27 protein-coding genes and 1 pseudogene are annotated in these 25468 nt (G+C 39.8%); 8 read left to right on the top strand and 20 right to left on the bottom strand.

Annotation, left to right across the window (positions count from 1 at the left end):
* From G575_RS0109140 to pezA, 3 genes are all read right to left on the bottom strand, one after another.
* The coding region (locus tag G575_RS0109140; RefSeq protein ID WP_027972465.1) for a DeoR family transcriptional regulator at positions 1–263 on the bottom strand (263 nt) is incomplete at its 3' end.
* 563 nt (positions 264–826) lie between these two features.
* On the bottom strand, positions 827–2047 hold the full coding sequence (locus G575_RS0109135; RefSeq protein ID WP_051177022.1) for a protein kinase family protein: 1221 nt from the start codon (positions 2045–2047) through the stop codon (positions 827–829).
* A 303-nt stretch (positions 2048–2350) separates the two neighbouring features.
* Entirely contained in the window at positions 2351–2827 is a 477-nt protein-coding gene (gene pezA / locus G575_RS0109130; protein WP_027972463.1) for a type II toxin-antitoxin system antitoxin PezA, read from the bottom strand.
* Positions 2828–3146: 319 nt separating this feature from the next.
* Here pezA and G575_RS11985 point away from each other — a divergent pair.
* Positions 3147–3295: pseudogene (locus G575_RS11985) on the top strand (transposase); the annotation flags it as partial.
* Positions 3296–3386: 91 nt separating this feature from the next.
* Here G575_RS11985 and G575_RS0109120 read toward each other — a convergent pair.
* A complete protein-coding gene (locus G575_RS0109120; protein ID WP_027972462.1) occupies positions 3387–4550 on the bottom strand; it encodes a LysM peptidoglycan-binding domain-containing protein in 1164 nt (387 codons plus the stop codon).
* A 263-nt stretch (positions 4551–4813) separates the two neighbouring features.
* Here G575_RS0109120 and G575_RS0109115 point away from each other — a divergent pair, with 263 nt between their 5' ends.
* From G575_RS0109115 to G575_RS0109105, 3 genes are read left to right on the top strand one after another with little or no spacing between them, the layout of a single operon-like run.
* On the top strand, positions 4814–5140 hold the full coding sequence (locus tag G575_RS0109115; RefSeq protein ID WP_027972461.1) for a PadR family transcriptional regulator: 327 nt from the start codon (positions 4814–4816) through the stop codon (positions 5138–5140).
* A complete protein-coding gene (locus G575_RS11410) occupies positions 5127–5852 on the top strand; it encodes a DUF1700 domain-containing protein (RefSeq protein WP_051177020.1) in 726 nt (241 codons plus the stop codon). The genes G575_RS0109115 and G575_RS11410 overlap by 14 nt, the downstream gene beginning before the upstream one ends.
* Positions 5842–6963 carry a DUF4097 family beta strand repeat-containing protein gene (locus G575_RS0109105; protein WP_027972460.1) on the top strand — a complete coding sequence of 374 codons (1122 nt, stop codon included), beginning with the start codon at positions 5842–5844 and terminating at the stop codon, positions 6961–6963. The genes G575_RS11410 and G575_RS0109105 overlap by 11 nt, the downstream gene beginning before the upstream one ends.
* Positions 6964–6997: 34 nt before the next feature.
* Here the strand turns inward: G575_RS0109105 and G575_RS0109100 are convergent, their stop codons facing one another.
* The 12 genes from G575_RS0109100 to G575_RS0109045 form a co-directional block, all read right to left on the bottom strand.
* Entirely contained in the window at positions 6998–8011 is a 1014-nt protein-coding gene (locus G575_RS0109100; RefSeq protein WP_027972459.1) for a glycosyltransferase family 2 protein, read from the bottom strand.
* A 182-nt stretch (positions 8012–8193) separates the two neighbouring features.
* Complete coding sequence (rpsD, locus tag G575_RS0109095; protein ID WP_027972458.1) at positions 8194–8805, bottom strand: 30S ribosomal protein S4; 612 nt, start codon at positions 8803–8805, stop codon at positions 8194–8196.
* Positions 8806–9147: 342 nt separating this feature from the next.
* The gene (gene srtB / locus G575_RS0109090) at positions 9148–9984 is read right to left on the bottom strand and encodes a class B sortase, LPKTxAVK-specific (protein WP_027972457.1); all 837 of its coding nucleotides are present in this window, start codon (positions 9982–9984) and stop codon (positions 9148–9150) included.
* Between the two features lie 66 nt (positions 9985–10050).
* The gene (locus G575_RS11405) at positions 10051–10740 is read right to left on the bottom strand and encodes a hypothetical protein (protein ID WP_051177018.1); all 690 of its coding nucleotides are present in this window, start codon (positions 10738–10740) and stop codon (positions 10051–10053) included.
* A gap of 247 nt (positions 10741–10987) precedes the next feature.
* Complete coding sequence (locus G575_RS0109080) at positions 10988–11293, bottom strand: Veg family protein (protein WP_027972456.1); 306 nt, start codon at positions 11291–11293, stop codon at positions 10988–10990.
* Between the two features lie 38 nt (positions 11294–11331).
* Positions 11332–12687 (bottom strand): replicative DNA helicase, encoded by a 1356-nt coding sequence (dnaB, locus tag G575_RS0109075; RefSeq protein ID WP_027972455.1) that lies wholly within the window; start codon positions 12685–12687, stop codon positions 11332–11334.
* Between the two features lie 36 nt (positions 12688–12723).
* Positions 12724–13176 (bottom strand): 50S ribosomal protein L9, encoded by a 453-nt coding sequence (rplI, locus tag G575_RS0109070; RefSeq protein ID WP_027972454.1) that lies wholly within the window; start codon positions 13174–13176, stop codon positions 12724–12726.
* A gap of 2 nt (positions 13177–13178) precedes the next feature.
* Positions 13179–15137 carry a GGDEF domain-containing protein gene (locus G575_RS0109065; RefSeq protein ID WP_027972453.1) on the bottom strand — a complete coding sequence of 653 codons (1959 nt, stop codon included), beginning with the start codon at positions 15135–15137 and terminating at the stop codon, positions 13179–13181.
* A 66-nt stretch (positions 15138–15203) separates the two neighbouring features.
* On the bottom strand, positions 15204–17102 hold the full coding sequence (gene mnmG / locus G575_RS0109060; RefSeq protein WP_027972452.1) for a tRNA uridine-5-carboxymethylaminomethyl(34) synthesis enzyme MnmG: 1899 nt from the start codon (positions 17100–17102) through the stop codon (positions 15204–15206).
* On the bottom strand, positions 17099–17560 hold the full coding sequence (locus G575_RS0109055; RefSeq protein WP_027972451.1) for an NUDIX hydrolase: 462 nt from the start codon (positions 17558–17560) through the stop codon (positions 17099–17101). Before G575_RS0109055 ends, mnmG begins: the two co-directional genes overlap by 4 nt.
* A complete protein-coding gene (locus G575_RS0109050; RefSeq protein ID WP_027972450.1) occupies positions 17550–17981 on the bottom strand; it encodes an NUDIX hydrolase in 432 nt (143 codons plus the stop codon). The genes G575_RS0109055 and G575_RS0109050 overlap by 11 nt, the downstream gene beginning before the upstream one ends.
* A 142-nt stretch (positions 17982–18123) precedes the next feature.
* Positions 18124–18450, bottom strand: a complete 327-nt coding sequence (locus G575_RS0109045; RefSeq protein ID WP_027972449.1) for a winged helix-turn-helix transcriptional regulator — start codon at positions 18448–18450, stop codon at positions 18124–18126.
* Positions 18451–18575: 125 nt separating this feature from the next.
* Here G575_RS0109045 and G575_RS0109040 point away from each other — a divergent pair, with 125 nt between their 5' ends.
* Complete coding sequence (locus G575_RS0109040; RefSeq protein WP_018375151.1) at positions 18576–18965, top strand: nuclear transport factor 2 family protein; 390 nt, start codon at positions 18576–18578, stop codon at positions 18963–18965.
* Positions 18966–19007: 42 nt separating this feature from the next.
* Here the strand turns inward: G575_RS0109040 and mnmA are convergent, their stop codons facing one another.
* Positions 19008–20132, bottom strand: a complete 1125-nt coding sequence (gene mnmA / locus G575_RS0109035) for a tRNA 2-thiouridine(34) synthase MnmA (protein WP_027972448.1) — start codon at positions 20130–20132, stop codon at positions 19008–19010.
* Between the two features lie 203 nt (positions 20133–20335).
* Between mnmA and sdaAB the strand changes: the two genes are divergently transcribed.
* Entirely contained in the window at positions 20336–21007 is a 672-nt protein-coding gene (gene sdaAB, locus G575_RS0109030; protein ID WP_027972447.1) for an L-serine ammonia-lyase, iron-sulfur-dependent subunit beta, read from the top strand.
* Positions 21008–21026: 19 nt separating this feature from the next.
* The gene (gene sdaAA, locus G575_RS0109025; protein WP_027972446.1) at positions 21027–21899 is read left to right on the top strand and encodes an L-serine ammonia-lyase, iron-sulfur-dependent, subunit alpha; all 873 of its coding nucleotides are present in this window, start codon (positions 21027–21029) and stop codon (positions 21897–21899) included.
* Positions 21900–21942: 43 nt separating this feature from the next.
* Here sdaAA and G575_RS0109020 read toward each other — a convergent pair whose 3' ends face one another.
* The 3 genes from G575_RS0109020 to G575_RS0109010 form a co-directional block, all read right to left on the bottom strand.
* Positions 21943–22545: a DUF3642 domain-containing protein gene (locus G575_RS0109020; RefSeq protein WP_027972445.1), complete on the bottom strand. Its 603-nt coding sequence runs from the start codon at positions 22543–22545 to the stop codon at positions 21943–21945.
* A gap of 109 nt (positions 22546–22654) precedes the next feature.
* Positions 22655–23323: a response regulator transcription factor gene (locus G575_RS0109015; protein WP_027972444.1), complete on the bottom strand. Its 669-nt coding sequence runs from the start codon at positions 23321–23323 to the stop codon at positions 22655–22657.
* Positions 23320–24705: a HAMP domain-containing sensor histidine kinase gene (locus G575_RS0109010; protein ID WP_027972443.1), complete on the bottom strand. Its 1386-nt coding sequence runs from the start codon at positions 24703–24705 to the stop codon at positions 23320–23322. The genes G575_RS0109015 and G575_RS0109010 overlap by 4 nt, the downstream gene beginning before the upstream one ends.
* 128 nt (positions 24706–24833) lie before the next feature.
* Between G575_RS0109010 and G575_RS0109005 the strand changes: the two genes are divergently transcribed.
* Complete coding sequence (locus G575_RS0109005) at positions 24834–25445, top strand: histidine phosphatase family protein (protein ID WP_027972442.1); 612 nt, start codon at positions 24834–24836, stop codon at positions 25443–25445.
* Positions 25446–25468 lie beyond the last annotated feature (23 nt).

Below are 25468 nucleotides of genomic sequence, written 5' to 3'. Positions count from 1 at the left end.
GCAGCCCTTTCTGCTATCTCTTGCTTGGCTTCCTTATTCTGAATGTGTTTCTCAGAATGGGAATATTCCCGATATTGAAAAGCCTTATTACTTCTAGCACCGCCGTGGATTTTTGTTAAGACACCTTGCTCTTCCAATTCAATAAAATCACGTCGAACAGTCATATCAGTAACATTTAGCAATTCAACAATCTCAGAAATTCGAACTGTGCCTTTTTTGTTTACCAATCGTGTAATTTCTTCTAGTCGTTCTCGTTTATTCATGTTTAATCCTTTGTTTTTTTTTACATTATATCAAAAATAAACAAGAATATGTTGGAATTTTGAACATTTATTCAATATGAATGGAAAAATTCTTAACAAATAGATACTAAACATCCAAAGTAAAATTGTAAAAACAATTATTATGGCAATATTTTTTACGCTTTTCAACTCCTCCATTATCAGAATAGTATATTCCCGCTATAGTAATCGTAGAAACAATCATAGAAATTACTGTTGCTAAATCCTTGATAACATTCATAGTTAAAGCCCTCTATAATTTGGATTCCAATTGAATTCCAAATATCCCTCTCTATTCTTTTTTAAATATGGATCTACTATGGTGTTATGAATTGGGAATTTTTTACTTCTATCATATTGTACATAGCAGATAAAATTATCATTTTCTGGAGACAGTTCTCTCTTTTTGTTTCTTCTTAATTGGTTGTGATATACAGTTAAATAAACAATATCTGTAGACATCTTAGGACATGCAGATAATGAAAGGAACACTCATATGAGGTGTTCCTTTTAATTATTGCTCTTTCGGCATGAAATATACTCAATTAAAATTTCCATTCTTCTTGTATTTCTAAGAACGCATTTTTCAACTCTCCAATTGTTTTATATCTATAATTATGATTCGCGTGCAATCCCTTTTCCATAAATTCCTTTAATTTGGGAAAATCGAATCTATTCATATTCTTAAATCTTCCAGTCAACACAAAGTAAATTAATTTTGAGAGGGCATAGTATTCGTATTGCTTGCTGTAATTTTTAAATCCTTCTGTACTTAAACCAGATACATCATTAAAATAGCCACGAACTTCTGTTTCTAATGATGTTAATTGACTATCAACTGTTTTAACTAATCCAAAGTCAGCAATTTTTACGACAACCTCTTCTTGATATTTTTTGAGTAAAACATTTTTAGGACTAATGTCTCTATGTAAAAGCCCAATTCTGTCAAACACATCAAAAGCCCTAATTATTTGTAAACAGATTTTTCTACGTGCAATAAAGCTTAGTTTCTGATTATTCTTCAAAATATAATCATACAACGAAAAATCTGCGAACTCCATATAATATTCATTTTTGGTTTTATCTAGGCGATAAACTTCTAATACATACGGAGAATTTATAGATTTCATAACTTCATACTCTTTATAAAATCTCTCCAATTCTTTAGCGTCCAAATCTGTCTTAGCTCTTTTCACAGCAAAATATTTATCATAAAAATCATCGAAGTATTTATAGACCTGAGCATATGAACCTTCACCAATAGGGAACAATTTAAAACTGGATCCAATAGCCCCACTTTTTTTATTAATAATATCTCCAATAAAAAATATAGGTAGTTCGTATTTAACTTCAACTTGTCCCATATCTGTTGGTATAGAACTTCCTCTATATTCCATAAGGAATTCCTTGCAATTATCAAATGTTTCACCGTAATCTCTATCAATAATAAAACCACTATTTTTTAATTCCGAAACATTCAATAATCTATTTACAATATCAATACAAGTAAGTAATTCCCTACTAGATTCAGCAAGGTAGTAAAAATTTTTCTGCTTAATTCTGGAATTCATTTCTCTCAAAAGTAAATTAACATGATAATGAATACTTGAAAGTAGTAAAGAGAGCCTTGCCCCAAAATTAGACTCATATAGGTATTGATAGTCTGACTGAAAGCCCTTAGAAAACATTTCAAGAAAATCAATCTCTATTGACTTTAGTTTATTAGAAAATTCCGCTGTCATTTCCTCATCAACTATACTCATCATATAAAACCTCCTTAGTTTCCTTGTATCCACATATTACAGTCGATTTGTAGTCTTTATTCTCTCACTTTTCCTGACTTCAAAATCTTGACTAAGTATCCATTTTAGCTTTCTATGACACTCTAATCCTTCCTGCTCATGTTTTCGGCAATCAGATTGGTATTCTTCTGTTTCTACTCTTTTTAATAATAATCAAGAAACTTCTTAGCTTCTCTATTTATCATGCTTACACCTAATTGATACTTTATATCACTATCATATTCAAGGCCTTCTGAAACTCAGCCTCACTGAATTCTTCCAACCTCATTAAGCCACCACCCGATGATGCACCATGTCTAACATCCGCTCGATACCGTCTAAATAGCCATTGTAACGCTCTATTTCATCAAAAGTATCGACAAGGTAAATTTTCGTATGGATCAATTCAGCCAAGTCATCACTCATCAAAATCCAAGGGTTGGCTTCATCATCAAAAGCAATATCTTGACTATCCTGGTATCTATAAAGCTGTGATAATATTGCTGCTCCACGTTCTTTGATCACTTCTATCCTTAAAGTCAGTTGGTAATCTTCAACAGGTGTTAACATCTTGTCCTCCCCTACAATATCGACATAAGAAACGTTAAATTTCTGACAAATGCGGTCAATGAGTTCTGTTGAAACTTTACTAGTTCCATTCTCATAACGACTTAAGCTATTGCGTGAAATCCCAATCATTTTCGCAAATTCTGGTTGTGTTAAATCATGTGTATGGCGTAGTGACTTGATATTGCCTCCAATCATAGATAAAGACCTCCTCGTGCTTGCTTTTATTATAATACAAAAATAATTGATTCACTATGTTTGGTATATTTGTGGTTTTTGTGACTTTCAGTCCGGCACGCTCCGTAAGGTGCGTAACGAATAGAACACCCGCTATACGGGTGGGCAACAAAGGTTATACCAAAAAACTCCAAACGCGATACAATAAAAGCATTGAAGCCTATTATAAAGCGAAAGGAGGAGAAAAATGATCTCGTGGAGCGCAACAGTTTTAGATTGTTTCAGCTAGTCACCTAGAGATAGGAAAGAAAACATCAAAACCTGAATCTAAGGTGGCACTCAAGCACAGAGTTTATCACATACAAAGTGGCTATATTCTACCACATTGTCTTCACACCTAAGTATAGACGAAAAACTATCTATAATCAATATCGAAGTAGTCTGCGCGAAATGTTTCAACGCTTGTGTAGTTATAAATCTCTATCTCTTCATAACTTAACCTCATAAAAAATACCTCAAAAGTTAGATATTAAATCTAAACTCTTGAGGTGACTTTCATTTATATGCTAACTATTTGTTACTAGTTGTTAAACGATACATGAACGTGGTCATAATGATTAGCTGTGATGCTACCGCGATCAGGCATTGGATTCCATGTGTAGGCTGGTCCATAAATGCTTGGCCATGGTGAGTAGAATTTTTGTTCCCAAATAATATAAGAGATATTACGAGAAGCCAAGGTATCCACTGCATATTGAGCGACCTGATCTCCTAAGTCAGAACCTACTGGTACCATAAAGTCTACAGCTAGACCTTTCCCATGGTCGTCATCTGCTCCTGGACGTAGAAGGCTAAATGAAGTAATGCCAAAGAGACTTGCTACTTCTTCTTTAAAGTTTGCCGCACTAGCTGATAGACCAGCATTTTCAGGTTTTGAGGTTGCATCCTGAGTTACGGTTGCAGCAACTGGAATAGGTGTCACTGTAGGCGCAACTGTCGTTGATGCTTCTGTCGTCACAGCAGGGGCTGCTTCTGATGATACTGGCACTGCTGCCTCTACCATTTCTTCAATAGGCACTTCTGCTTTTACCTCTGTGGATTCAGAAGATGAGACTTCTGGAGTTTCAGAAACAACTTCATAAACTTCTGTCACTTGGCTAGTTACAGGCTCTGCTACTGGGACAGTCACAGCTTCAGCAGGAGCTTCTGGTGTCACTTCACTTGCTTTTGGTGTTTCTGTTGTTGTTTCAGTCTCCAAAGCCGGAGCTACTTCTTGAGCAGGAACCGGTTTCTCAGGTGCTTGCTGAGACGCTTCGCTTACTGAATTTACTGTAGAGGCTTCGCTAACAACAGATGGCGCCACAGAAACTGTTGTTTCAGGAACTGCCGTTACTTGTGTTGGAGCAGCAACTTCAACAGCAGTTACTTGATGATTTGCTCCATAAGTCAATTTCAAAACTGTTTCTGGGAAAATCAAATCCAAATTTGAAATCTGATTAATCTGCGCTAGAACATACATGTCTACACCGGTTGCTTCAGCAATGGTACTCAAAGTATCTCCATATTGAACAACATAGGTCTTAGTCTCACTTGTCTTTTCAGCGTCAGCTTTAATTTCAGCAACTGAACGCGCAACCCAAAAGTCCAAAGGACCAGCTTCCTGGGCGCTAACGGTCTTATCTGCAACTGTAAACAAGGCAACTGCTGCAGACGATGCTACTAATGCTTTTTTTGTAAACGTCATAAGTTAAACTCCTTTTTCTCTTATTCTGTCAGCTACCATATTATCACAAAAAGTCCCTAGAAAACTTAAAATTTTCTCTTTTAATCGTCATGTTGTGAAACTGAAATATTGCATTGCTTCTGTAACAATTACCTCATTTTTGTCACAACTTTAATGATGTCCCTCCAAAAATATATTATTTTTTTATATATGTACTTGACTTTTTTAGATAATAGGTATATATTTTATATATAAATAAATTACACAAGAAAGTGAGGTGTCCTATGTACTTTCCCACATCAGCCATCCTGATTGAGTTTCTTATTTTAACGATTGTAGAAAAGGAAGATTCTTATGGCTACGAAATCAGTCAGACTATCAAGCTCATCGCAAACATTAAAGAATCCACCCTATACCCCATCTTAAAAAAGCTAGAGGGTGCACACTTTGTCACTACCTACACTCAGGAACATCAAGGACGCAAGCGGAAATACTACAGCATTACGGATTTAGGCAGAGCGCAGACTGCTTTTCTCAAAAAAGAATGGGAGACTTATTCCACAGCAGTAGACGATATTATTGAAGGGAGATTGAGATATGACAAGAACTGAGTATTTAGCCCTGCTCGAAAAAGAATTGAGCGCCCTACCTAAAAAAGACTTCCAAGAGGCCATGGACTACTTTATCGAATACTTTGATGAAGCTGGATCCGAAAACGAAGCAGACATTATAGAAGAACTCGGCACACCACACGAAGCGGCCCGAGATATTCTAGCAAATGTGCTTGGCAAGGAGCAAGGCTCCGAAGAAGCAAGAACAATAGAAACCTCAAAAATACCACGAAGTGGCAAAGAGATTGCCCTCTGGATTGCTTTGATCGTTATGGCATCTCCCGTCCTCTTTACTATCGCGCTGATTGCTCTTGGAGTCTTATTCACTTTTGGTGCCATTGTTATTGCGGCTTTGAGCTTTGTCATTGGCCTCATCATCACACTTGCAGCCCTATTATTTACAGGATTTGTTCTATCAGCATCAGCTATTCTGGTCGCTTTTGTCACCTTAGGTGAAAGTCTGACACTCTTTAACAACTCTTGGCCAGCAATGACCATGGGGATTGGAGGATTCTTCCTTGCCATCGGTGTCAGCGTTCTACTCTTTCTAGCAAGCCTTTATTTATCCAAACTCTACGGTCGCTTCCTTATGGCTTTTGGAAAATGGCTGAGCAAAACCCTAGCCGATTTCTGGAAAAAACGAAAACATTTATACAAAGCCATCTCCAACCTCATCAGTAAGCTAAAATGGAGGAAATCTCATGAAAACTAAACCATTATCCACCAAGTGGAAATACCTATTATTTTTCGGACTAGGCAGTCTCTTAGTTGGTTTTTCACTCCTTAGCTTTGGTGCTACAGCAGGAGGAATTGACGGCATCAAAGCCAATACAAAGGCTAAAATAACCACTCTCACCTTTGATCACGTCAAAGCAATTGATGTGTCAACCTTTCGTGATGTCACCATACAAGGCGGGGATGTAGAGAAAGTAACTGTCACTTATTACAACCATCCTAAGTTTTTACCAGAAACAGAGGTCACCCAATCAGGTGATACACTAAATCTTTCGCAAAACTCACGTGGTAGTATCATCACAGGATTTATGGAAGCTGGCGGCTATGTGCTAAACGAACACCAAAGTAGAGGCCAGTATTCTCAGATTACCATTACCGTCCCAAAAGACATGACAATCGATAAATTATCTGGGAATTTTATGTCTCTCAACTCGGCACTCGTCAACCTTACCATCAATGAAATCAATACTTCTGGCTCACTTGGATATATCGTTAACACCACCATCAAGTCTGGCTCTCTGACAGGTATTGAAGGTGCTCAAGTTGATGGAAGTACCTTAACTAACCTAACTTTCGAACACCTAGGAAGTCTCTACATTTCAGACTCGCAATTAGAAAACATCCAATTCCCAAACTTCTCTTCACACCTATCCGCTGATACTTCCACATTTAAAAACATCTCGTTTGACAATGCCCTTCAAGAAACCTATCCAGACACTACAGATAGCGACTGGGAAGAAGAAACATACTACTACAGTTATGGTGTTTCTCTTTCATTGGCAGATAGCTCTATCGAGAATCTGACCTTTAAGGGAGCTGGGGAAATTAGCGGACGCAACCTAACTCTTGCAGGCAACATCAATATCTCTGGACCAGAGACTGTTGTTGACTTAGGATTGACAACGGACAGCCGTAAACATACAAATCTTACCTTACAAACAGCAAATGGCACAATCACACTAGATCATCAAACCGATCATCCAGATATCGTGACCAAGGAAGAAAGTAGCCATTATCATAAAACTGTTGAAAATCCAAAAGCAGAACTCATTATCAACAGTCAGTATGGAAGTATTGCTATTCATTAAAGAAGAAAATCACCTTCATATTGAAGGTGATTTTCTAGTTAAAGCCATAAATCCTTCGCACCAAGCGATAAACTCCGTTAGCCACCTTACGGCTTGGGTAGACCGATGGTTTGACCAACTGTCCCAAAAGCCCATTACGGATTGACCGATAGAGCTTAGGCTTGGTTTCCTTAATATAGCTCCACAGTTCTTGCTTTTTGGCCAAATGCTCCGCTTTTCCAGCACGATTGAGAAGAGCACTCGAAATAACCGTCGTAATCTCGAGATGATTAAGTAGATAGCTGCGCAACTTATCATTCTCAATAGCTTCTCCCTCAAACTGATCTACCAAGAGTTTATTGACCTTAATCTGCTGATCAATTCGTTTAATCATAACCTTTTCATTGACCGACTGATCGTCACGCCCGATAAAGTAACGGTAAAAGTCAACAGGAAGGTAGTAGAGTCTTTCGACAGCTTGTAGAGGCGTAAAGACAAAAAGATTGTCCACATAAAACGTATGTTCGGGCAAAGCAAAACCAACTTGACGCAGAAGATCTGTACGGTAAATGAGCGAATGCATCATCATATACTGCCCTCTACCAAAATCCCCAATATCATTCCAACCAAAGACACGCCCCTCAGGCAAAATGCCATCATAGCGCATACTTTTCTTGCGAGATAGACCTTCTTTTTCGTAGACAAAATTTGAGATAAAAGCATCAACTGGTGTTTTTTCTGTCTCCAACTGTGTCAAGGCTTCCAAAATTTTAAGATAAGCGCGACTATCAACCCAGTCATCACTGTCAACCACTTTAAAATACTTACCCTTAGCTTCTCGAAGTCCTGTATTGACCGCTCCGCCATGCCCCTTGTTTTCTTGATTGATTAAACGAACATTAGCAAATTGTGTCTCTAAACGAGCACCAATCTCCGCAGTATCATCACTCGAGCCATCATTGATAATCAATATTTCGACCTGATTCCCCCCAATAACTAGAGAATTGACACAATAGTGCAAGTATTCACTAGCATTATATGAGGGGATGGCAACCGTTAATAATGTCATATTTACTCCTCAGGGCTTATCTATTAAACCTCATTAGGACATAGATAGCTCCTAAATATCCTATCTATGATACCATATTTAGCCCAGTTTTTCCACTATCTTTCCAAGTACGAGTCAAGGTCGGGCTAGAGTAAACTAAAAAGCCAGCCATAATGCTGACTTTTGTAATGCTAATCTTAAAATTAAAGCATTTTGTTGTAGAATTCAACGACAAGTGCTTCGTTGATTTCTGGGTTGATCTCGTCGCGTTCTGGAAGACGAGTCAATGAACCTTCAAGTTTTTCTGCATCAAATGATACAAAAGCTGGGCGACCAACGATTGCTTCAACTGCTTCAAGGATAGCTGGTACTTTAGCAGATTTCTCACGAACTGAGATGACTTGACCAACTTCAACACGATATGATGGGATATCAACACGTTTACCATCAACAAGGATATGTCCATGGTTTACAAATTGACGTGCTTGACGACGAGTAGTCGCAAGACCAAGACGGTAAACAACATTGTCAAGACGGCGCTCAAGCAGCGTCATGAAGTTAAAACCGACAGTACCTGTCTTAATTTTAGTTGCTTGTACGAAAAGGTTACGGAATTGCTTTTCACCCAAACCGTATGAGAAACGTAGTTTTTGCTTCTCAGCTAATTGCAAACCGTACTCAGAAAGTTTTGAACGGTTGTTTGGACCGTGTTGACCTGGTACGTAGTTACGACGTGCCAATTCTTTACCTGTACCTGTAAGTGAAAGGCCAAGACGACGAGCTTGTTTCCATGATGGACCTGTATAACGTGACATTAAAATGTCCTCCTCTAGATATTTTGAGAAATAGCAAAACTATTTCTATTCTTTGAGGAAATAACCCTTTAAGCAAACCTGATTCGTGCAGAAGGCCTTCATCTAAACAGCAACGATTACTCTTATTAGCAACCTTCTGTTGACGAGCTTCATTTTGCCCTGCTGTTATTTCACACAAAGATTATTATATCATAAATAAAAAAATTGTAAAGTCATTTGTTAGAGGTAGACTGCATTGGCTAGAAAATAGGTTAAGATTAGCCTCGATATTTCAAAAATATAACATAAAAAGCAACGGTATAACCGTTGCTCTAGTCTATAGATAAAGACTAAATATTAAGATTATCGCGTTGGTTGATAAGCCAATGAATCTTTATTCTTAGCCAAAAATGCTTCCATCTCAGAATCTGGAATCAGACGGCAGTAGAGATTGGAACGAATGGTTTCATCCTCTTCACGACAGGTTGACAGAACAAGATACTTATCATCCTCATCGATAGTGATAGAGGCACTCTTTGTATGTGCCATTTCAGACACTGCCTGTAATTGCTCTTTAAATTGCTTTTTGCTATCAAATGATGTCCTGTAAAAAGCTGTATCTTCCGGAACAATAATCAGAAATGCAGCTTCATAGTAGTAGGTACGCTCTGGGGTTTCAACCACAATATATGGGTGTTCATTGAAGAAGGTTTGATCATCGTAGAAGTTCACATCATTAAACATACGGTTATCTGGAACCTTACTACCTCGCGCATGTCCAAAAAGCCATGTTAAACTATCAGAAAAAGTTTTAGAATTATCCATATCCATAAAAACAGTTCCCATATATGGCTCGTGACCACCTTCAAAAGTTTTATCTAGATAAGTTGCGTTATCAGTTGTTTGCACGACAGGTTCATCTAGTTTTGTACCAGGTGCATAAAGATAAGCAATAGTATCCGAGTTTGTCGCGGACAATCCTGCAAACTTTTGAGCTAGGTAATCTTTCTCTTCTTGAGAAGGCTGATAGGTCGACTCAGCTTCTGTTGTCTGAGTTGTTTGTGTTGTTGTAGCGGTAGTAGAAGTTGCTTTTTTACCACCTTGGAGTGCAAAAGCTCCTGCTACAGCCACCACGACAACAGCTAAGAAACCTAGCAACCAAACAACTAACTTATTCTTTTTATTTTGTTTACGTCTCATATTCTTTATTTCCTTAAAAAAATAAAGTTACCGTTTCCGGCAACTTTATTCACAGCTGCGTTAAAATTATTTAACTGCGCTTGTTTTTGGAAGTGTTTTAGCACCAGTAGCTGCTTTTTCTGCTGCTTTAGCTGGAGCTGCAGGTGCTGAAGTTTCAGCTGCTTTAAGATCAGCTGCTTTTGCACCAGCGTTGATAGCTTTGTTGTAAGCAGCTTCTTTAGCTGCTACTGCTGCTGCCAATTCTGCTTGAGCTTTATCAAAGTCAGCTTGTGCGTCTGCTACAGCTTTATCTGCTTTAGCTTTAGCTTCGTTAGCTTTTGTAGTAACATCAGCCAATACATCTTCAGCTGCTTTAGCTGCAGGTGCGTATTGAACGTCTGCTGCTGTTACTGCTGCATTGTAATCAGTTGAACCAGCTGGGTATTGCTCAGACGCTGCAATTTTAGCGTTTGCCCATGCAGTGTTAGCTGCTTCAAGAGCATCTTTAGCTGCTTTTACTTTTGCATCTTCAGCAGTGTAAACTGCATCACGATCTTTTTGTGCATCGCTCAAGATAAGTGCAGTTGTTTCAGAAGCTACTTTTGCAGAAGCTGCATTTGCGTATGCCAAAGCATACTCACGTCCCAACTCAGCAACGATAGCGTCAGCTTTTTGTGACTCAACGTTGTAAGTGTTGTTTGCGAATACAGTTGTTGCTGGAGCTACTGCTGCTACAAGTGTAGCTGCTGCTACAAGCGTTACAAGTGATTTTTTCATAATAAAAAAACTCCCTTTAGTTATTTTTTTTAATAGTCTACCTACTGTAGATAATTGAATTATATACTAGATAATCGATTCTGTCAACATTTTTTTAGCTTATTTTAAGTTTTTTTTGCCGAAATGACCCACTTTTTTGGAAAAATACTTTATAAGATTTCTTTTCTTTCATTATTATTGGTATCAAAACACCCGACAACGGTGTTATTTCTCCGTTCGAGTCATCTTCTGGATCTATTGCAACTCTCTATAAGTTTTCCTCAGTCGTGACACTCTCTTCCTCATCGAAGTAACGAATCAGGGTTTTCTCCGTTAAAATATCCGAATAGGTGTAAGACTCAATCATCGTACTTGCGGCAACTCCAGGTTGAGGGCTCTCATCTGTAAATTCGACGATAAAAAGAGACTGATAGACTTCTGTCAAGCGACCAATACGATTACGCTCACGCTTGCGACCATTCTCTAAGGTCAACTCCACCAGTTGCCCCTCATGATTTTTGATATCTTCTTTAATTTTTTTCATTTTTGCCACATCGGCAAATGCATCACTCATAATGTTCTCTTTTCTCTTTTAGTAAATAGCTACGCGACTTAAGGTTCAAAGTGCGCAATTGTTGAAAACTTGTTGTATTCCTTTTGAAATAGAAGTTTGACCGTCCCACGTGCTCCCGCACGGTTTTTCTCTAAAATAACCTCAATAGTATTATCTTCGACAACTTCCTCTTGGCTATCTCCCTCTCTGCGGTAGTAGTCATCTCGGTAAAGGAAAGCTACAATATCCGCATCCTGCTCGATTGACCCAGACTCGCGAATATCTGATAATACTGGACGTTTATCTTGCCTTTGTTCTACACCACGCGACAACTGGCTCAGCGCAATCACTGGCACACGCAGTTCTTTTGCCAAAATCTTAAGCTGACGCGAAATATCAGAAACTTCTTGTTGGCGGTTCTCAGGTCGTGTCCCTGTAATCAACTGCAAATAGTCAATGACAATGAGACCTAACCCACCCATTTCCTGAGCTAGCTTCCGAGAACGTGCACGAATCTCCGTAATCTTAATCCCAGGGGTATCATCAATATAAATAGGAGCTTCGGCTAAAACACCTTGCGCCATCGTCACGTTTTGCCAATCTTGATCCGTTAGCTGACCCGTTCTCAAGGCATGAGAATCCACCATCCCTTCTGCTGCCAACATACGGTCAACGAGACTCTCTGCTCCCATTTCAAGTGAAAATATGGCTACTGGCTTTTGTTGCTTGGTCCCCACATTTTGGGCAATGTTTAAAACGAAAGCTGTCTTACCAACTGCCGGTCGGGCAGCAAGAATAACCAACTGATCAGGATGTAGTCCTGTTGTCAACCGATCTAAGTCTCTAAAGCCAGTTGGAAGACCTGTAACATCCGATGTCTGGTGCGAACGAGCTTCCAAATTCTCATAATTAAGTTTCAGAACATCTGAAATTTTACGAAAGCCATTGCTGTTACTACGCTCGTTGATATCAACTAGAGCTCTCTCTGCCCCAGCAATAATATCTTCTGAAGGACTGCTACCATCATAAGCTTGATTTACAGTATCTGTTAAACGCTTAATAATCTGCCGTAGCATGGCCTTCTCTGCAACAATTTGAGCATAGTACTCTGCATTTGCCGAAGTTGGAACACTATTGACCAGTTCGACAAGGTAAGAAATCCCTCCAATATTTTGAAGTTCTCCCTCACTATCTAATATGGAACGCACCGTTGTCGCATCAATGGCTTCATTGCGGTCATTTAAAGTAATCATAGCCTTAAAAATGACCCGGTGAGCGTACTTGTAAAAATCACCTGGCTCAATGTATTCACGGACGGAAATCAATTTATCAGGTGTAATGAAAATGGCACCTAAAACAGACTGTTCTGCCAGCAAATCTTGTGGCTGAACCCGTAATTCTTGGACTTCTGACAAAATCTGCCTCCTTTATAATGTGTTGATTCCTGGAAACTATGCTTCCCTCACCTGAATTTTGATTTGCCCCTTAACTTCTTTATGAAGTTTAATAGGCACCTCGATAAGACCTACCGAACGAATAGGCTGTTCAATCTGAATATGACGTTTGTCTACTTTTAAACCAAATTGCTTTTGCAACTCTTCTGCTAATTTTTTGGCAGTAATAGATCCAAACGTCCGTCCATCTGGACCAATCTTTTCAATAAATTGAACACGATGTTCTTCTTTTTCTAGCTCCAGTTTCAATTGCTTAGCTTCTGCCAAAACTTCAGCAGCATGCTTTTCCTCAGAACGCTGTTTGCCTTTCAATTCACTAATGGCTTGAGAAGTCGCTTCTTTTGCCAAGTTTTTCTTGATTAAAAAGTTTTGCGCATAACCCGTTGGAACTTCTTTAATCTCTCCTTTTTTTCCTTGCCCTTTGACATCTTGCAGAAAAACTACTTTCATCTTTAAATCTCCTTTAATTCTTCCTGAATTTTTTCTTTAAGCAATAGCAGAGCTCCCGATACTGTGGTCTCCTCTAGCTGACAAGCAGCTAAATTGAAATGACCACCACCGCCAAGCTCCTCCATGATGCGCTGAACATTTATCTTACTGCGACTACGGGCAGATATCGAAACCTTACCATTCGGAGCATTTGTAACAACAAAAGCTGCCTCGATACCAGACATTTCCAACAGTGTGTCTGCAGCCTTGCTTGAAATCACATTGCTGTAAACTTCACCATCCGAACCACTTGCGATGATAATTTTCTCCCAAGGCAATTCACCACGTAAAATCAGCTCGTTAACCGCTCGGTATTCCTCAAAGTCAGTGGCTGAAATGTTATGAATTTCAACACTATCACTCCCCAAGGTCCGTAGATATGAACCAACATCAAAAGTTCGACTCGTCACACGTGTTGAAAAGTTTTTGGTATCGAGCATAATACCAGCCATCAGCACGCTTGCTTGGATTTTACTTAACCTAGCCTTAGCATTTTGAAACTGAATCAGTTCGGTAACCAACTCACTGGCAGAACTTGCACCACTCTCAATAAAACTGAGCACTGCATTCTGTGGAAAATCTTCGTCCCTACGATGATGATCCACCACAACGACCTCACTAAAGCTGTCATAAACGTCCCTTGACAAGGTTAGAGATGTTTTTGAATGGTCTACCATAATCAGCAGTGAGTCTTTTGTAATGTGAGCTAGCGCATCTGAAACCGTGATTAGGTTGCTATTTCCATCGGCTTCCAACCGCGCAATTGCCCTTCTAATATCTGGGGCCATTTGCGTGTCATCGTAGATGGCATATGACTTGTCGATGATATTAGATGCAAAAAATTCCATACCTATCGCAGAACCTAGAGCATCCATATCCAGATTTCGGTGTCCCATAACAAAAACTTTATCCGCTAATTTAATTTTGTCTGATATAGCCGTCATCATAGCACGAGTTCTTGTGCGGGAACGTTTGACTGTCGAAACCGTCCCACCACCAAAATACTTGAAGTCCTTATGTTCATCATTCTCTTTGAGAACTACCTGATCTCCACCACGCACCATAGCCATATTGAGATTCTTTTGAGCAATGGCTCCAATTTCATCATGGCCACCTTCACCATAAGCGATTCCCATACTTATGGTTAAGGGAAATTCAAGCTCTTTTGTCCCTTCTCGAAATTCCCCCAAAATGGAAAATTTGTCCGCAATCAGTTGGCTCAATACAGCATAATCTGTAAAGAAATAGAAACGATCCATGTCAACACGGCGATAGAAAATATGGTGTTTTTCAGAAAAACTAGCCACAAATCGAACAATTGAACCATTGACACGTGAAACATCCGCATCAGCCAAACCACTGATGGCATCATCATAATTATCTACTGAGATAATACCAATAACAGGGCTTGACTCTGATACTGCTTCGCCTGAGCGTTCTTCAGATAAGTTATCATAAAAATAGAGCATCCCTAGGACATAATCTACAGAAATACTGTATTTTCGACCATGAATCACTTTAATAGCACTTGAAGACTTCTGTTGTTCCTCCAAAACCGTCTGAAAGGAAGTAAAATCAAACTCTCCATTCTGATTCGCAAAAATAAGCTCAGCATAAGAATTGAACCATTCAACCGACCATAAATCAGGAGTAAATTTGACAACCCCAACAGGCATGGTGTTGAGAACTTTCTTTAAGTTCTCCTCTGTCTTATCACTAGAAGCCTCTGAAAACTTCAGCTCACTTGTATCGTAAGATAATTTTTGAAAAAATAGCAGGGCAGTAATCAGCAATGCAACTACAAAAAATATAAAAATTCTACCCACTTCACCCGGTACCAAGCGCAAACTAACCACTAGAATACCGAAAAAAATTAAACCAACCAAAACAAAATGAATTGGGGCTAAACGAAAATTTTTCATCTCAAACCTCTTTAAGTCAAGATTATACCATAAACCAGCCCTAAAATAAAGGCTGGAATGGGCTGATTAAGATTTTCGTCTGGCCTTATTATTTCCCTCAAGATAGACCATCAGAATGGAAATATCTGCAGGATTGACACCAGAGATACGACTAGCCTGACCAATTGTTTCCGGATTGATTTTTTTGAACTTCTGACGAGCTTCTGTCGCAATAGAGTCAATAGCATCCCAATCGATGTTTTTAGGGATACGTTTTTCTTCCATGCGTTTCATCTTGTCAACTTGATCCAGTGCTTTATTGATGTAGCCTTCGTACTTGATTTCTGTCTCTAGCAGCTCAATGGTTTTGGCATCTAAATCTTCTGTTGCCGGCCCAACAAAAGACACTGCCGTTGCATAGTCTATTTCTGGACGGCGCATGAATTCCTTAGCTGTCAAGGCATCTGTCAAGGGTTTATAGCCCAGTTCAGAAATCTTTTCGTTAGTCTCTTTGACAGGTTTTAGTTTCAAAGTTGACAGCCGTGTCAACTCGTTGTCAAACTGATTTTTTTTGATTTCAAATATTTGCCAGCGCTGATCATCAACTAAACCTACGTCACGACCGATTGGGGTCAAGCGCATATCAGCATTATCATGGCGTAAAATAAGGCGGTATTCGGCACGAGATGTTAAGAGGCGGTAAGGCTCAAGTGTCCCCTTGGTGACAAGGTCATCAATCATGACACCGATGTAAGCATCGCTACGTTTAAGAATGAGCTCGGGTTTTCCTTGAACTTTAAGCGCAGCATTTATCCCAGCAACCAAGCCCTGACCTGCAGCTTCTTCATAACCAGAAGTTCCGTTAGTTTGACCTGCAGTAAAGAGTCCTGAAATCAGCTTTGTCTCAAGCGTGGCACGCAATTGATGTGGTAGGACGATATCGTACTCGATAGCGTAGCCTGTCCGCATCATCTCTGCTTTTTCAAGCCCTTTTATCGAGTGAATCAGGTCGCGTTGGACATCTTCTGGCAAAGATGTTGACAAGCCTTGTACATAGATTTCTTCGGTGTTGCGCCCCTCAGGTTCTAGAAAAAGTTGATGACGTTCCTTGTCGGCAAAACGCACAATCTTATCCTCGATTGACGGACAATAACGTGGCCCTACACCTTTTACGATACCAGAAAACATAGGCGCACGGTGCAGGTTTTTATTGATGATGTCATGGCTAGTTTGATTGGTATAGGTTAGCCAACAAGGGATTTGATCCTGTAGATAATCCTCATCTTTAGATAGAAAGGAAAAGTGATTAGGTGTCTCATCACCAGGTTGAATCTCTGTGACAGTATAATCAATTGACGATGCCTTGACACGAGGTGGTGTTCCTGTCTTGAATCGACCAATTTCCAAACCTAGTTTTTTGAGATTATCTGCTAGGGTCACTGAAGAAAGGCTATTATTTGGACCTGATGAATATTTGAGGTCTCCGATGATGATTTCTCCACGAAGAGCAGTACCTGTTGTCACTACGACCGCTTTAGCTGCATATTTTTGCCCAGTCGCTGTCAAAACACCAACTACTTTACCATCTTCAACTAGAATATCATCAATCATCGTTTGACGAAGGGTCAAGTTTGCCTGATTTTCAACCGTTTTTTTCATTTCTTGCGAATAAAGGGCCTTATCTGCCTGAGCCCGCAAGGCACGTACGGCTGGACCTTTACCAGTATTCAGCATCTTCATCTGAATATAGGTCTTGTCAATGTTGCGACCCATTTCGCCGCCAAGGGCATCGATTTCCCTTACCACAATTCCCTTGGCAGAGCCACCAATGGAGGGATTACATGGCATAAAGGCCACCATATCCAAGTTAATCGTTGCAAGCAGGGTCTTACAGCCCATTCGACTAGCTGCCAAGCCTGCTTCTACACCCGCGTGCCCCGCTCCAATCACGATGACATCGTAATTTTCTGCAAATGTGTGTGTCATATTATTTTCTCCTTCGTGTTCATGATGTGTTTGACTTGCCCATTCCAGTTTGGCAATTCCTCTGCCAGAAAAGCTGGTACGACATCTAAGTTGACAAGGTTGTCAAGTGCAATCCATTCACAAGTTTGCTTCAACTTCCCTTCAATCATCTCCGTAGGCATTTCTCCAATAGGATCAACGATAAAATGAAACTCGATATTGTGAAAGTTTATGCCTTCCTGTGTAAATTGATTTTCGACATCAAAAGCCAGTTGATTGACACGACTGTCAATCCCTAATTCTTCTTTGACTTCTCGAACAGCCGCATCTGCTGCTACCTCATTGACCTCAACCGCACCGCCAATCGTATAATAACGGCCCTTATAATCTTTGGTCAGGAAAATCTTCCCATCCTTTATAATCAATGCAGTCGCCCGAACACCAAAGTTCTGGTTGTCAATTCTAGTTCTAAAATCCATTCATCCTTCTCTTTTCTAAAATTTCGTCCAGATATGGAACTAAGTTTTTCTGGTTTTCATCGCGACTAGTAAACCATAGAAAATCAGTATGCTCTTCTGGATCAAGAAGAATGGTTTTGGGCTGTTCAGGAAGTGCCACTTCATAGACCAGCCTTGTAAACACCGCCTCTTTCTCTTCATCAAACTGACTATCTTCATGGATAATGATCAGATTTTCCTTTTCTATCGAAATGCCAGTTTCCTCAAAGCATTCTCGAACAGCAGCATCACGAGGCAATTCATTCTCCTCAACACGACCGCCTGGAATATCCCAATATCGAGGAAAGACATTGGGTTTGCCACGCTTAATCTGAGAACGCTGAATAATCAGGTGGCTGTCTGCAACAGTCAGTAAGACATGGGCAATCAATTTAACAGGCATGGTTCCTCCTAATCTCACAAAAAATAGCCAAAACTCTCGAAAACTGCAGGACAAAAAAGCCTACAATTCCCATGAGCTTTGACCATCATGATGATTGTTACTCTTATTTTAGCAAAAGATTTGTAGAATTTCAAATCTGGTGTTACGTTAACGTGTCAATATATTCTAAGCCCCAAACCTCAACAGCATCCAGCACCGACCGAAATTTTTCACCCATTTCAGTCAAACTGTACTCTACACGAGGGGGTACTTCTGCATAGACCGTACGACTAATAATGCGATCCTCCTCCAATTGTCTAAGGTGCCTTGTTAACATGGTCTGAGTAATACCTGGAATTAGTCGCTGTAATTCATTGAAGCGTTTCGTTCCTGTACTGAGTTGGTAGATAATCACCAATCCCCACTTACCAGTCAAGACTTTTTGCGTTGTTGCAAAAGGGCAAATACCATATTCACTAACTTTTTTCAAAAAAATTCTCCTTTATTTATCACAATAGTATCACTTTTGATACCAACCAATGCAAAAGTACCTACTTGCATAATTGATTGATTAGACTATAATTGTACTATATCAAAAAAATTGGAGGACATCAAATGTCAACAAACTTGGAAATTTTTAATGCCTATAACAATGCTCTCATCGCTGGTGATTTTGCAGCTCTTTTTGAAACTATGGCGGATGACATTATCTGGCATCAACCCGGAAATCATTCAACATCTGGTGCTAAAATTGGTAAGGAAGTACTCGGAGCACATCTAGCAACTTTCGCCGAAAAAACAAATGGAACTTTCAAAGTAGTGACAAACTGGGTGTCAGATAATGATACTCTTGTTGCCGCTAACGTAACATTCCTCGGTACTCGAACAGATGGTGAAGAACTAAACATGAATGGTATCGATCTTTTCCGTATGGAAGAGGGCAAAATCAAGGAAGTTTGGCTCTTCTCAGCCGACCAAAAAGCTGAAGATGCTTTCTGGGGATAAGATAAAAAGCTTGGCACGAGGGTGCTAAGCTTTTATTTTTGATTAAATATACTGACAAGCCTCTCCGTCTTTATAGGCCATGTCAATCATGCCACCTCCTAGACATTCTTGTCCGTCGTAGAAAACAACGGCTTGTCCTGGTGTGATAGCCCGTTGTGGCTCTGCAAAGATGACTTCTGCCTTGTCACCTTTCGCCTTGACAGTCACTTGACTGTCTGGTTGACGGTAGCGGAATTTGGCTGTACACTCAAGCGTGAATTCTTCAGGCATATCACGTGTAAAGTGGACTTGACTAGCCTGTAAAGAAGTTGACATCAAGGACTCATGGTAGAAACCTTGTCCGACATAGAGGATATTTTGGGACAGGTCTTTTCCGACAACAAACCAAGGCTCATTATCCCCACCGATTTGTCCGCCGATACCAAGCCCGCCCCGCTGGCCGATCGTATAGTACATAAGGCCGGTATGCTCTCCCATATCACGACCGTCAACCGTCATCATCCGACCGGGCTGGGCTGGCAAATACTGCCCTAAAAATTCTTTGAAGTTCTTTTCACCGATAAAGCAGATACCTGTCGAGTCTTTCTTTTTAGCCGTCGCCAAGCCTGCTCGCTCTGCTATTTCCCTCACCTGAGGCTTTTGTAAATGACCGAGCGGAAACATGGTTTTCTGCAACTGTTCTTGTGATAGCTGGCTGAGGAAATAGGTCTGGTCCTTGCCATTGTCTGCCCCACGCAGCATATGAACGGTGCCGTCCTCGTCGCGTGATACCTGAGCATAGTGGCCCGTCGCCACATAATCCGCACCCAAGTTCATAGCGTAATCCAAGAAGGCCTTAAACTTGATTTCCTTGTTACACATAACATCTGGATTTGGCGTGCGGCCAGCCCGATACTCTGCTAAAAAGTACTCAAAAACGCGGTCCCAATACTCTTTTTCAAAGTTGACAGAGTAGTAAGGAATGCCGATCTGGTCTGCCACCGCAGCCACATCCTTGTAGTCTTCCGTTGCTGTACAGAAGCCATTTTCATCCGTGTCGTCCCAGTTTTTCATGAAGATACCGATGACATCGTAGCCCTGCTCCTTGAGCAAGAGAGCCGTAACCGATGAATCCACACCGCCACTCATACCGACAACGACACGCGTTTTAGAATTGTCAATTGACATAGTTTTCTCCCATCTTTTCGTTGAAATAACGATTGAAGGTCGTATTTCACAATATAGTTTTCAAAAAACGATTTGAAGGTCGATTTTGATGCCTTTAGGCAGTCCCTATTATAACAAGATTTCCTTGCTTTTCCAAATATGTTTTCACAAAAGCTATCGTAATTTTGTTATAATAAAATTATGACAATAGACGGAGATAGAATATGAAAACGCTAAAATTTCAGTCAGTTTTTGACATTATAGGGCCTGTCATGATTGGTCCTTCCTCTAGCCATACAGCAGGTGCCGTTCGGATTGGTAAAGTCGTTCACTCAATTTTCGGTGAAATTCCTGATGAAGTGACCTTTGCTCTTTATAACTCCTTTGCTAAGACCTATCAAGGACATGGTACAGACAAAGCTCTCGTCGCTGGTATCATGGGCATGGACACCGACAACCCTGACATCAGAAATTCCCTTGACATTGCTCATCAACGTGGCATTAAAATCTATTGGGAGATTTTAAAGGACAGCAATGCCCCACACCCAAATACTGCTAAAATTACGGTCAAAAAAGGGGATAAGAGTATGAGCATCACCGGAATTTCCATCGGTGGAGGTAATATTCAAGTGACCGAGTTAAATGGGTTTTCTGTCTCATTAAATATGAACACACCAACCCTCATTGTTGTCCATCAGGATGTTCCAGGTATGATTGCAAAAGTGACCGATAGCTTATCAAAACATGACATCAATATCGCTCAGATGACTGTCACTCGAGAAAGTCAAGGACAAAAGGCTATCATGATTATCGAGGTAGATTCCAGAGATTGTAAAGAGTGCATCAAGGAAATCCAAGCTATCCCTAACCTTTACAATGTAAACTTCTTTGATTAAGTTGACAGGAGATTGACACATGTTTTACACGATAAAAGAACTGGTTGAGCAAGCAGAAACTCGCTTTGACGGCAATGTCGCAGAACTTATGATCGCAACGGAAATAGAAATGACTGGTCGTAGTCGCGAGGATATTCTATCTATCATGTCCCGTAACCTTGAGGTTATGATATCCTCTGTCAAAGAAGGGTTAACACCAACCAAATCCATTAGTGGCTTAACTGGCGGTGATGCTGTCAAAATGGATGACTATATTAAAAAAGGAAAATCACTATCTGATACTACCATTTTGACAGCGGTTCGAAATGCCATGGCTGTCAACGAATTAAATGCTAAGATGGGACTTGTTTGCGCTACTCCGACTGCAGGCTCGGCTGGGTGTCTACCAGCCGTATTGTCAACTGCTATTGACAAGCTAGACTTGACAGAAGAGCAGCAACTTGATTTCTTATTTACAGCAGGTGCTTTTGGACTGGTGATTGGTAATAACGCCTCAATCTCAGGGGCTGAAGGCGGTTGTCAAGCAGAGGTAGGCTCTGCTTCTGCCATGTCTGCAGCGGCTCTTGTTACGGCAGCGGGTGGAACAGCTTTTCAAGCTAGTCAAGCCATTGCTTTCGTCATTAAAAACATGTTGGGGCTTATCTGTGATCCTGTGGCTGGCTTGGTCGAGGTTCCCTGTGTTAAGCGAAACGCTCTAGGCTCTAGCTTTGCATTAATTGCTGCGGATATGGCCTTAGCAGGCATCGAGTCGCAAATTCCAGTTGATGAAGTCATTGATGCTATGTACCAAGTCGGATCAAGCCTTCCAACTGCCTTTCGCGAGACAGCAGAGGGCGGCTTAGCAGCTACACCGACGGGTAGACGGCATGCCGAAGAAATTTTTGGAAAATAGATTGACAGTTTTGTCAACAATAAAAAGGACCATTTGGTCCTTTTTATTGTTTTGTAAAGATGAGACTATCTTTAGTGACATCATTGTTGTCAATCTCTGTCAAGGTTAGGGTTTTACCGTCAAATGTATAACTTTCTGCTTCACCATCAATATAAGCTAATTTTTTGTCTAAATCAAAGATGATGATGTCGCTGTCTTGATCGTTATCTTGATCGCGTTCAACCAATGTTGCTTGGTTTCCAGTCACTGTTAGAGTATAGCTATCATTCCCCTCAATCGCAGTATAAGTGCCATCAATGTCCGATTTTTCTACTAGAGTTACCCCATAACTTGTAGCCAATTCTTGTGCAGATTGCACTGGTTGAATGCTTTGCGATGTCGTATTTTCTTGATGACTAGTAACATCATCATCTTCATCATCTCTATCGTATCGCTGTTCGATGCGATCTTCCATATTATCAAGGCGATCTTCAAGAACCTCTGCCAAGATAAAACCTCCAGAAACTAGGATTAAGGCACCAACCGACATTAGAACAATGGTTTTTTTGCTCATACCGGTTACTTTTTGTTTAATTTTTGCCCAAGTTCCTTTTGATTGGCCATTGCCATCCTGCACATCAATGATTTCATGTTTTTTGTTTTCCATATTTTTTCCTTTTACCTATGATTATTATCAGTCATTTGCTGATGTATTTATTTTAGCAAGTAAAAATGAACAATCAAGGAAGAATTTCTAAACAATTTCTAAATAATGCTTAGTTATTCAGTCGATAGCCTGCACCCCAAACCGTCTCAATAATATCAGAGCCAAGTTTATCCCTTAAGCGATTGATATGAACCGTTACTGTCGCACTATCACCAACATAGTCATAGCCCCAGATTGTCTCAAAAAGCTGTTCTTTTGAAAAGACACGATTTGGATTTTTAGCTAGAAAGACTAACAGTTCAAATTCTCGATTGGGTAATTTGACTTCCTGCCCTGCTTGAACCACTTTCCAGTTTTCTAGATAGATTGTGACATTACCAATTGTTAATTCTTTTTTGTCTGTTGATTGTTGAAAACGCTGATAGCGATTGAGGTGAGCTTTTACGCGTGCCACCAATTCCATCGGGTCAAAAGGTTTAGTGATGTAGTCATCAGCTCCAAGACCAAGTCCTCTGACGATATCAACGGTTTCTTGTTTGGAAGTGACAAGTAATATGGGGATGTCAAGATCATGACGCAAATCTCTACAGATATCATAGCCCGTTTTATTTGGAAGCATAACATCTAATAAAAGCAGGTCGTAGTTTTTCTGATTGAGGGCCGTCTCAACTTCTCCTCCATCATGGATGAGGTCTACCTGATACCCTTGCATTTCCAGGTAATCTCTTTCCAGATAAGCAATTTCTAGGTCATCTTCAGCTATGAGAATCTGCATCACAACACTTCCTTTCTAGGTAATACAAAGGTAAAATGTAAACCATCTTTATTCTCAACAGTCACTGTCCCTCCGAAACGAGTCGTGATATTTTTAATAATTGACAAGCCAAGTCCATGCCCTTCTGTTTTTTGACGGGTATCGTCAACTCGATAAAATTCATTAAAAATATCAGGCAGTTGTTCTTCTGGAACGCCTCTTCCATTGTCAGAGAAGGTCCAAATGATATTATTTTCCTTGACAGCTCCTGTAAAGCTTAAGACAAGAGGATTGACACCGGCATATTTTTGAGCATTGTCAACAAGATTGTCTAAAATGCGTCTAAACTGAACTAAATCAACTTCTGTCCAGAGACTATCTGGTAAATTAAGCTTAAAATGAATACCTTTTTCACTTAGTTCTGCTAATTTTTCACTTGCATAAGCCTCTAATAGCTGACTTAAGTTGACAATCTGAAAGTCAAAGGGGATTCTATCTGTTTCAAGCTGTGAAAAGACAAAGAGTTTTTCTAACAACTTTTCCATGACAATTGATTTTTGATAAATAATTGTCAAATAGTCTTTTTGCTTAGCCTCAGTCTTAGCGACACCGTCTAAAATTCCCTTAGCATAACCTTTGATTGAAGTTAAGGGAGTTCGTAAGTCGTGAGAGATATCAGCGACCATCTGCCTTCTATTTTGCTCGTAAAGGCGATTTTGTTGCTGACTTTCTCGTAGGCTTTGCTGCATTTGGTTAAAACCAGCAATCAATTCTTCAAATTCCCGATCTCCTTGATAGATTAAGGGGAGTTGATAATTTCCTTCCTGAATCCGATCGACCCCACCGTGCAATTCTTCTAATGGATGCATAATAACTTGCAAAATGCGGCGTGTAAAGAACCAGTTAAAGCACAAAATCAAAATAATTCCTATTCCTCCAATTGTTGCCAACTGAATCAGAAAGCTCTGAAATTCTTCACCATCTCGTCGCTCTTCATCATTATCAATAACCACATACAGCTGATAAGTCCGATTATTATCTGCTGTCAGCTCACGGCTAATAATAATTTCTTCATCTACATAGCTCATGTGAGCTTCTTGGGAGATACTAACACTCGTCACATCGTCAGTGTCGTCATCAAGGTTGGAATAAACTAACTGTCCATTTTCTGCTACATAAAGACGGGCATCACTAGATGATAACTGGTCTGCTAATTCGACAAAATTTGTCCCTCTAAAATTTTCCAAAGCCTTTTGACTAATCTCTGTAGCCTGACTAATCGATTGCCAATTGCCCCTATTTTGATACATATTGTTAGCAACAAAAACACTGATTCCCAGCATGGCTACCAGCGATAAAGCTAACATTACAATATTTAAGCGGAAAATTCGTTTTTGTAAGTTCATGTCTAGCTCTCTTTGTAATTTTTTCACATTATAAAAGAAATTCTTTTGTTTGTAAAGTTAGATAGATTCCAATCAATGTCTACACTGTATGGTATAATGTCTTTACAATATTTCAAGGGGGGAAATATATGAAGCAAAAAATTTATTTTATTAGACACTGTGAGCCAAACTATGACAACCATAACGATAGGGAGCGTGAATTAACAGAAAAAGGTTTACAGGACTGTCAACTTCTTATAGATTACTTTTCAGATAAAAAAATTGATAAAATCTTTTCAAGCCCTTATAAAAGGGCCTATGATACAGTATTTCCATTATCGGAAAAATATGGTTTAGAAATCCAGATTGTTCATGATTTTCGTGAGCGTAAAATTGACAGTGTTTGGATTGACGATTTCACAAGCTTTACCCAAAAACAATGGTTAGACTTTTCCTACAAACTTTCTGATGGGGAATCGCTACAGGAGGTACAAGATCGAAATATTGCCGCTTTGTCAGACATATTGAGAAAGCATCACAAGGAACATATTGTCATTGGGTCACATGGTACCGCTATTTCTACCATTATCAATTACTTTATTCCTGCATTTAATTACAATGACTTTAACCAAATTAAATCACTCATGCCCTTTGTCTTAGTATTAACCTTTGAAGACGACAAGGGAGTGTCAATCAATCTTGACAACATATTTACAGGGGAACGTCAAATCCTAGCAAAATCTGTAAGGACGCTATTTTGAACATAACAAAAGCCTTGAAGTGC

This window comes from Streptococcus plurextorum DSM 22810, assembly GCF_000423745.1.
In the GTDB taxonomy this organism is placed as follows: Bacteria; Bacillota; Bacilli; order Lactobacillales; family Streptococcaceae; genus Streptococcus; species Streptococcus plurextorum.
The sequence above is the reverse complement of the archived record's forward strand: the minus strand, read 5'-3'. Positions and strand labels throughout refer to the sequence as shown.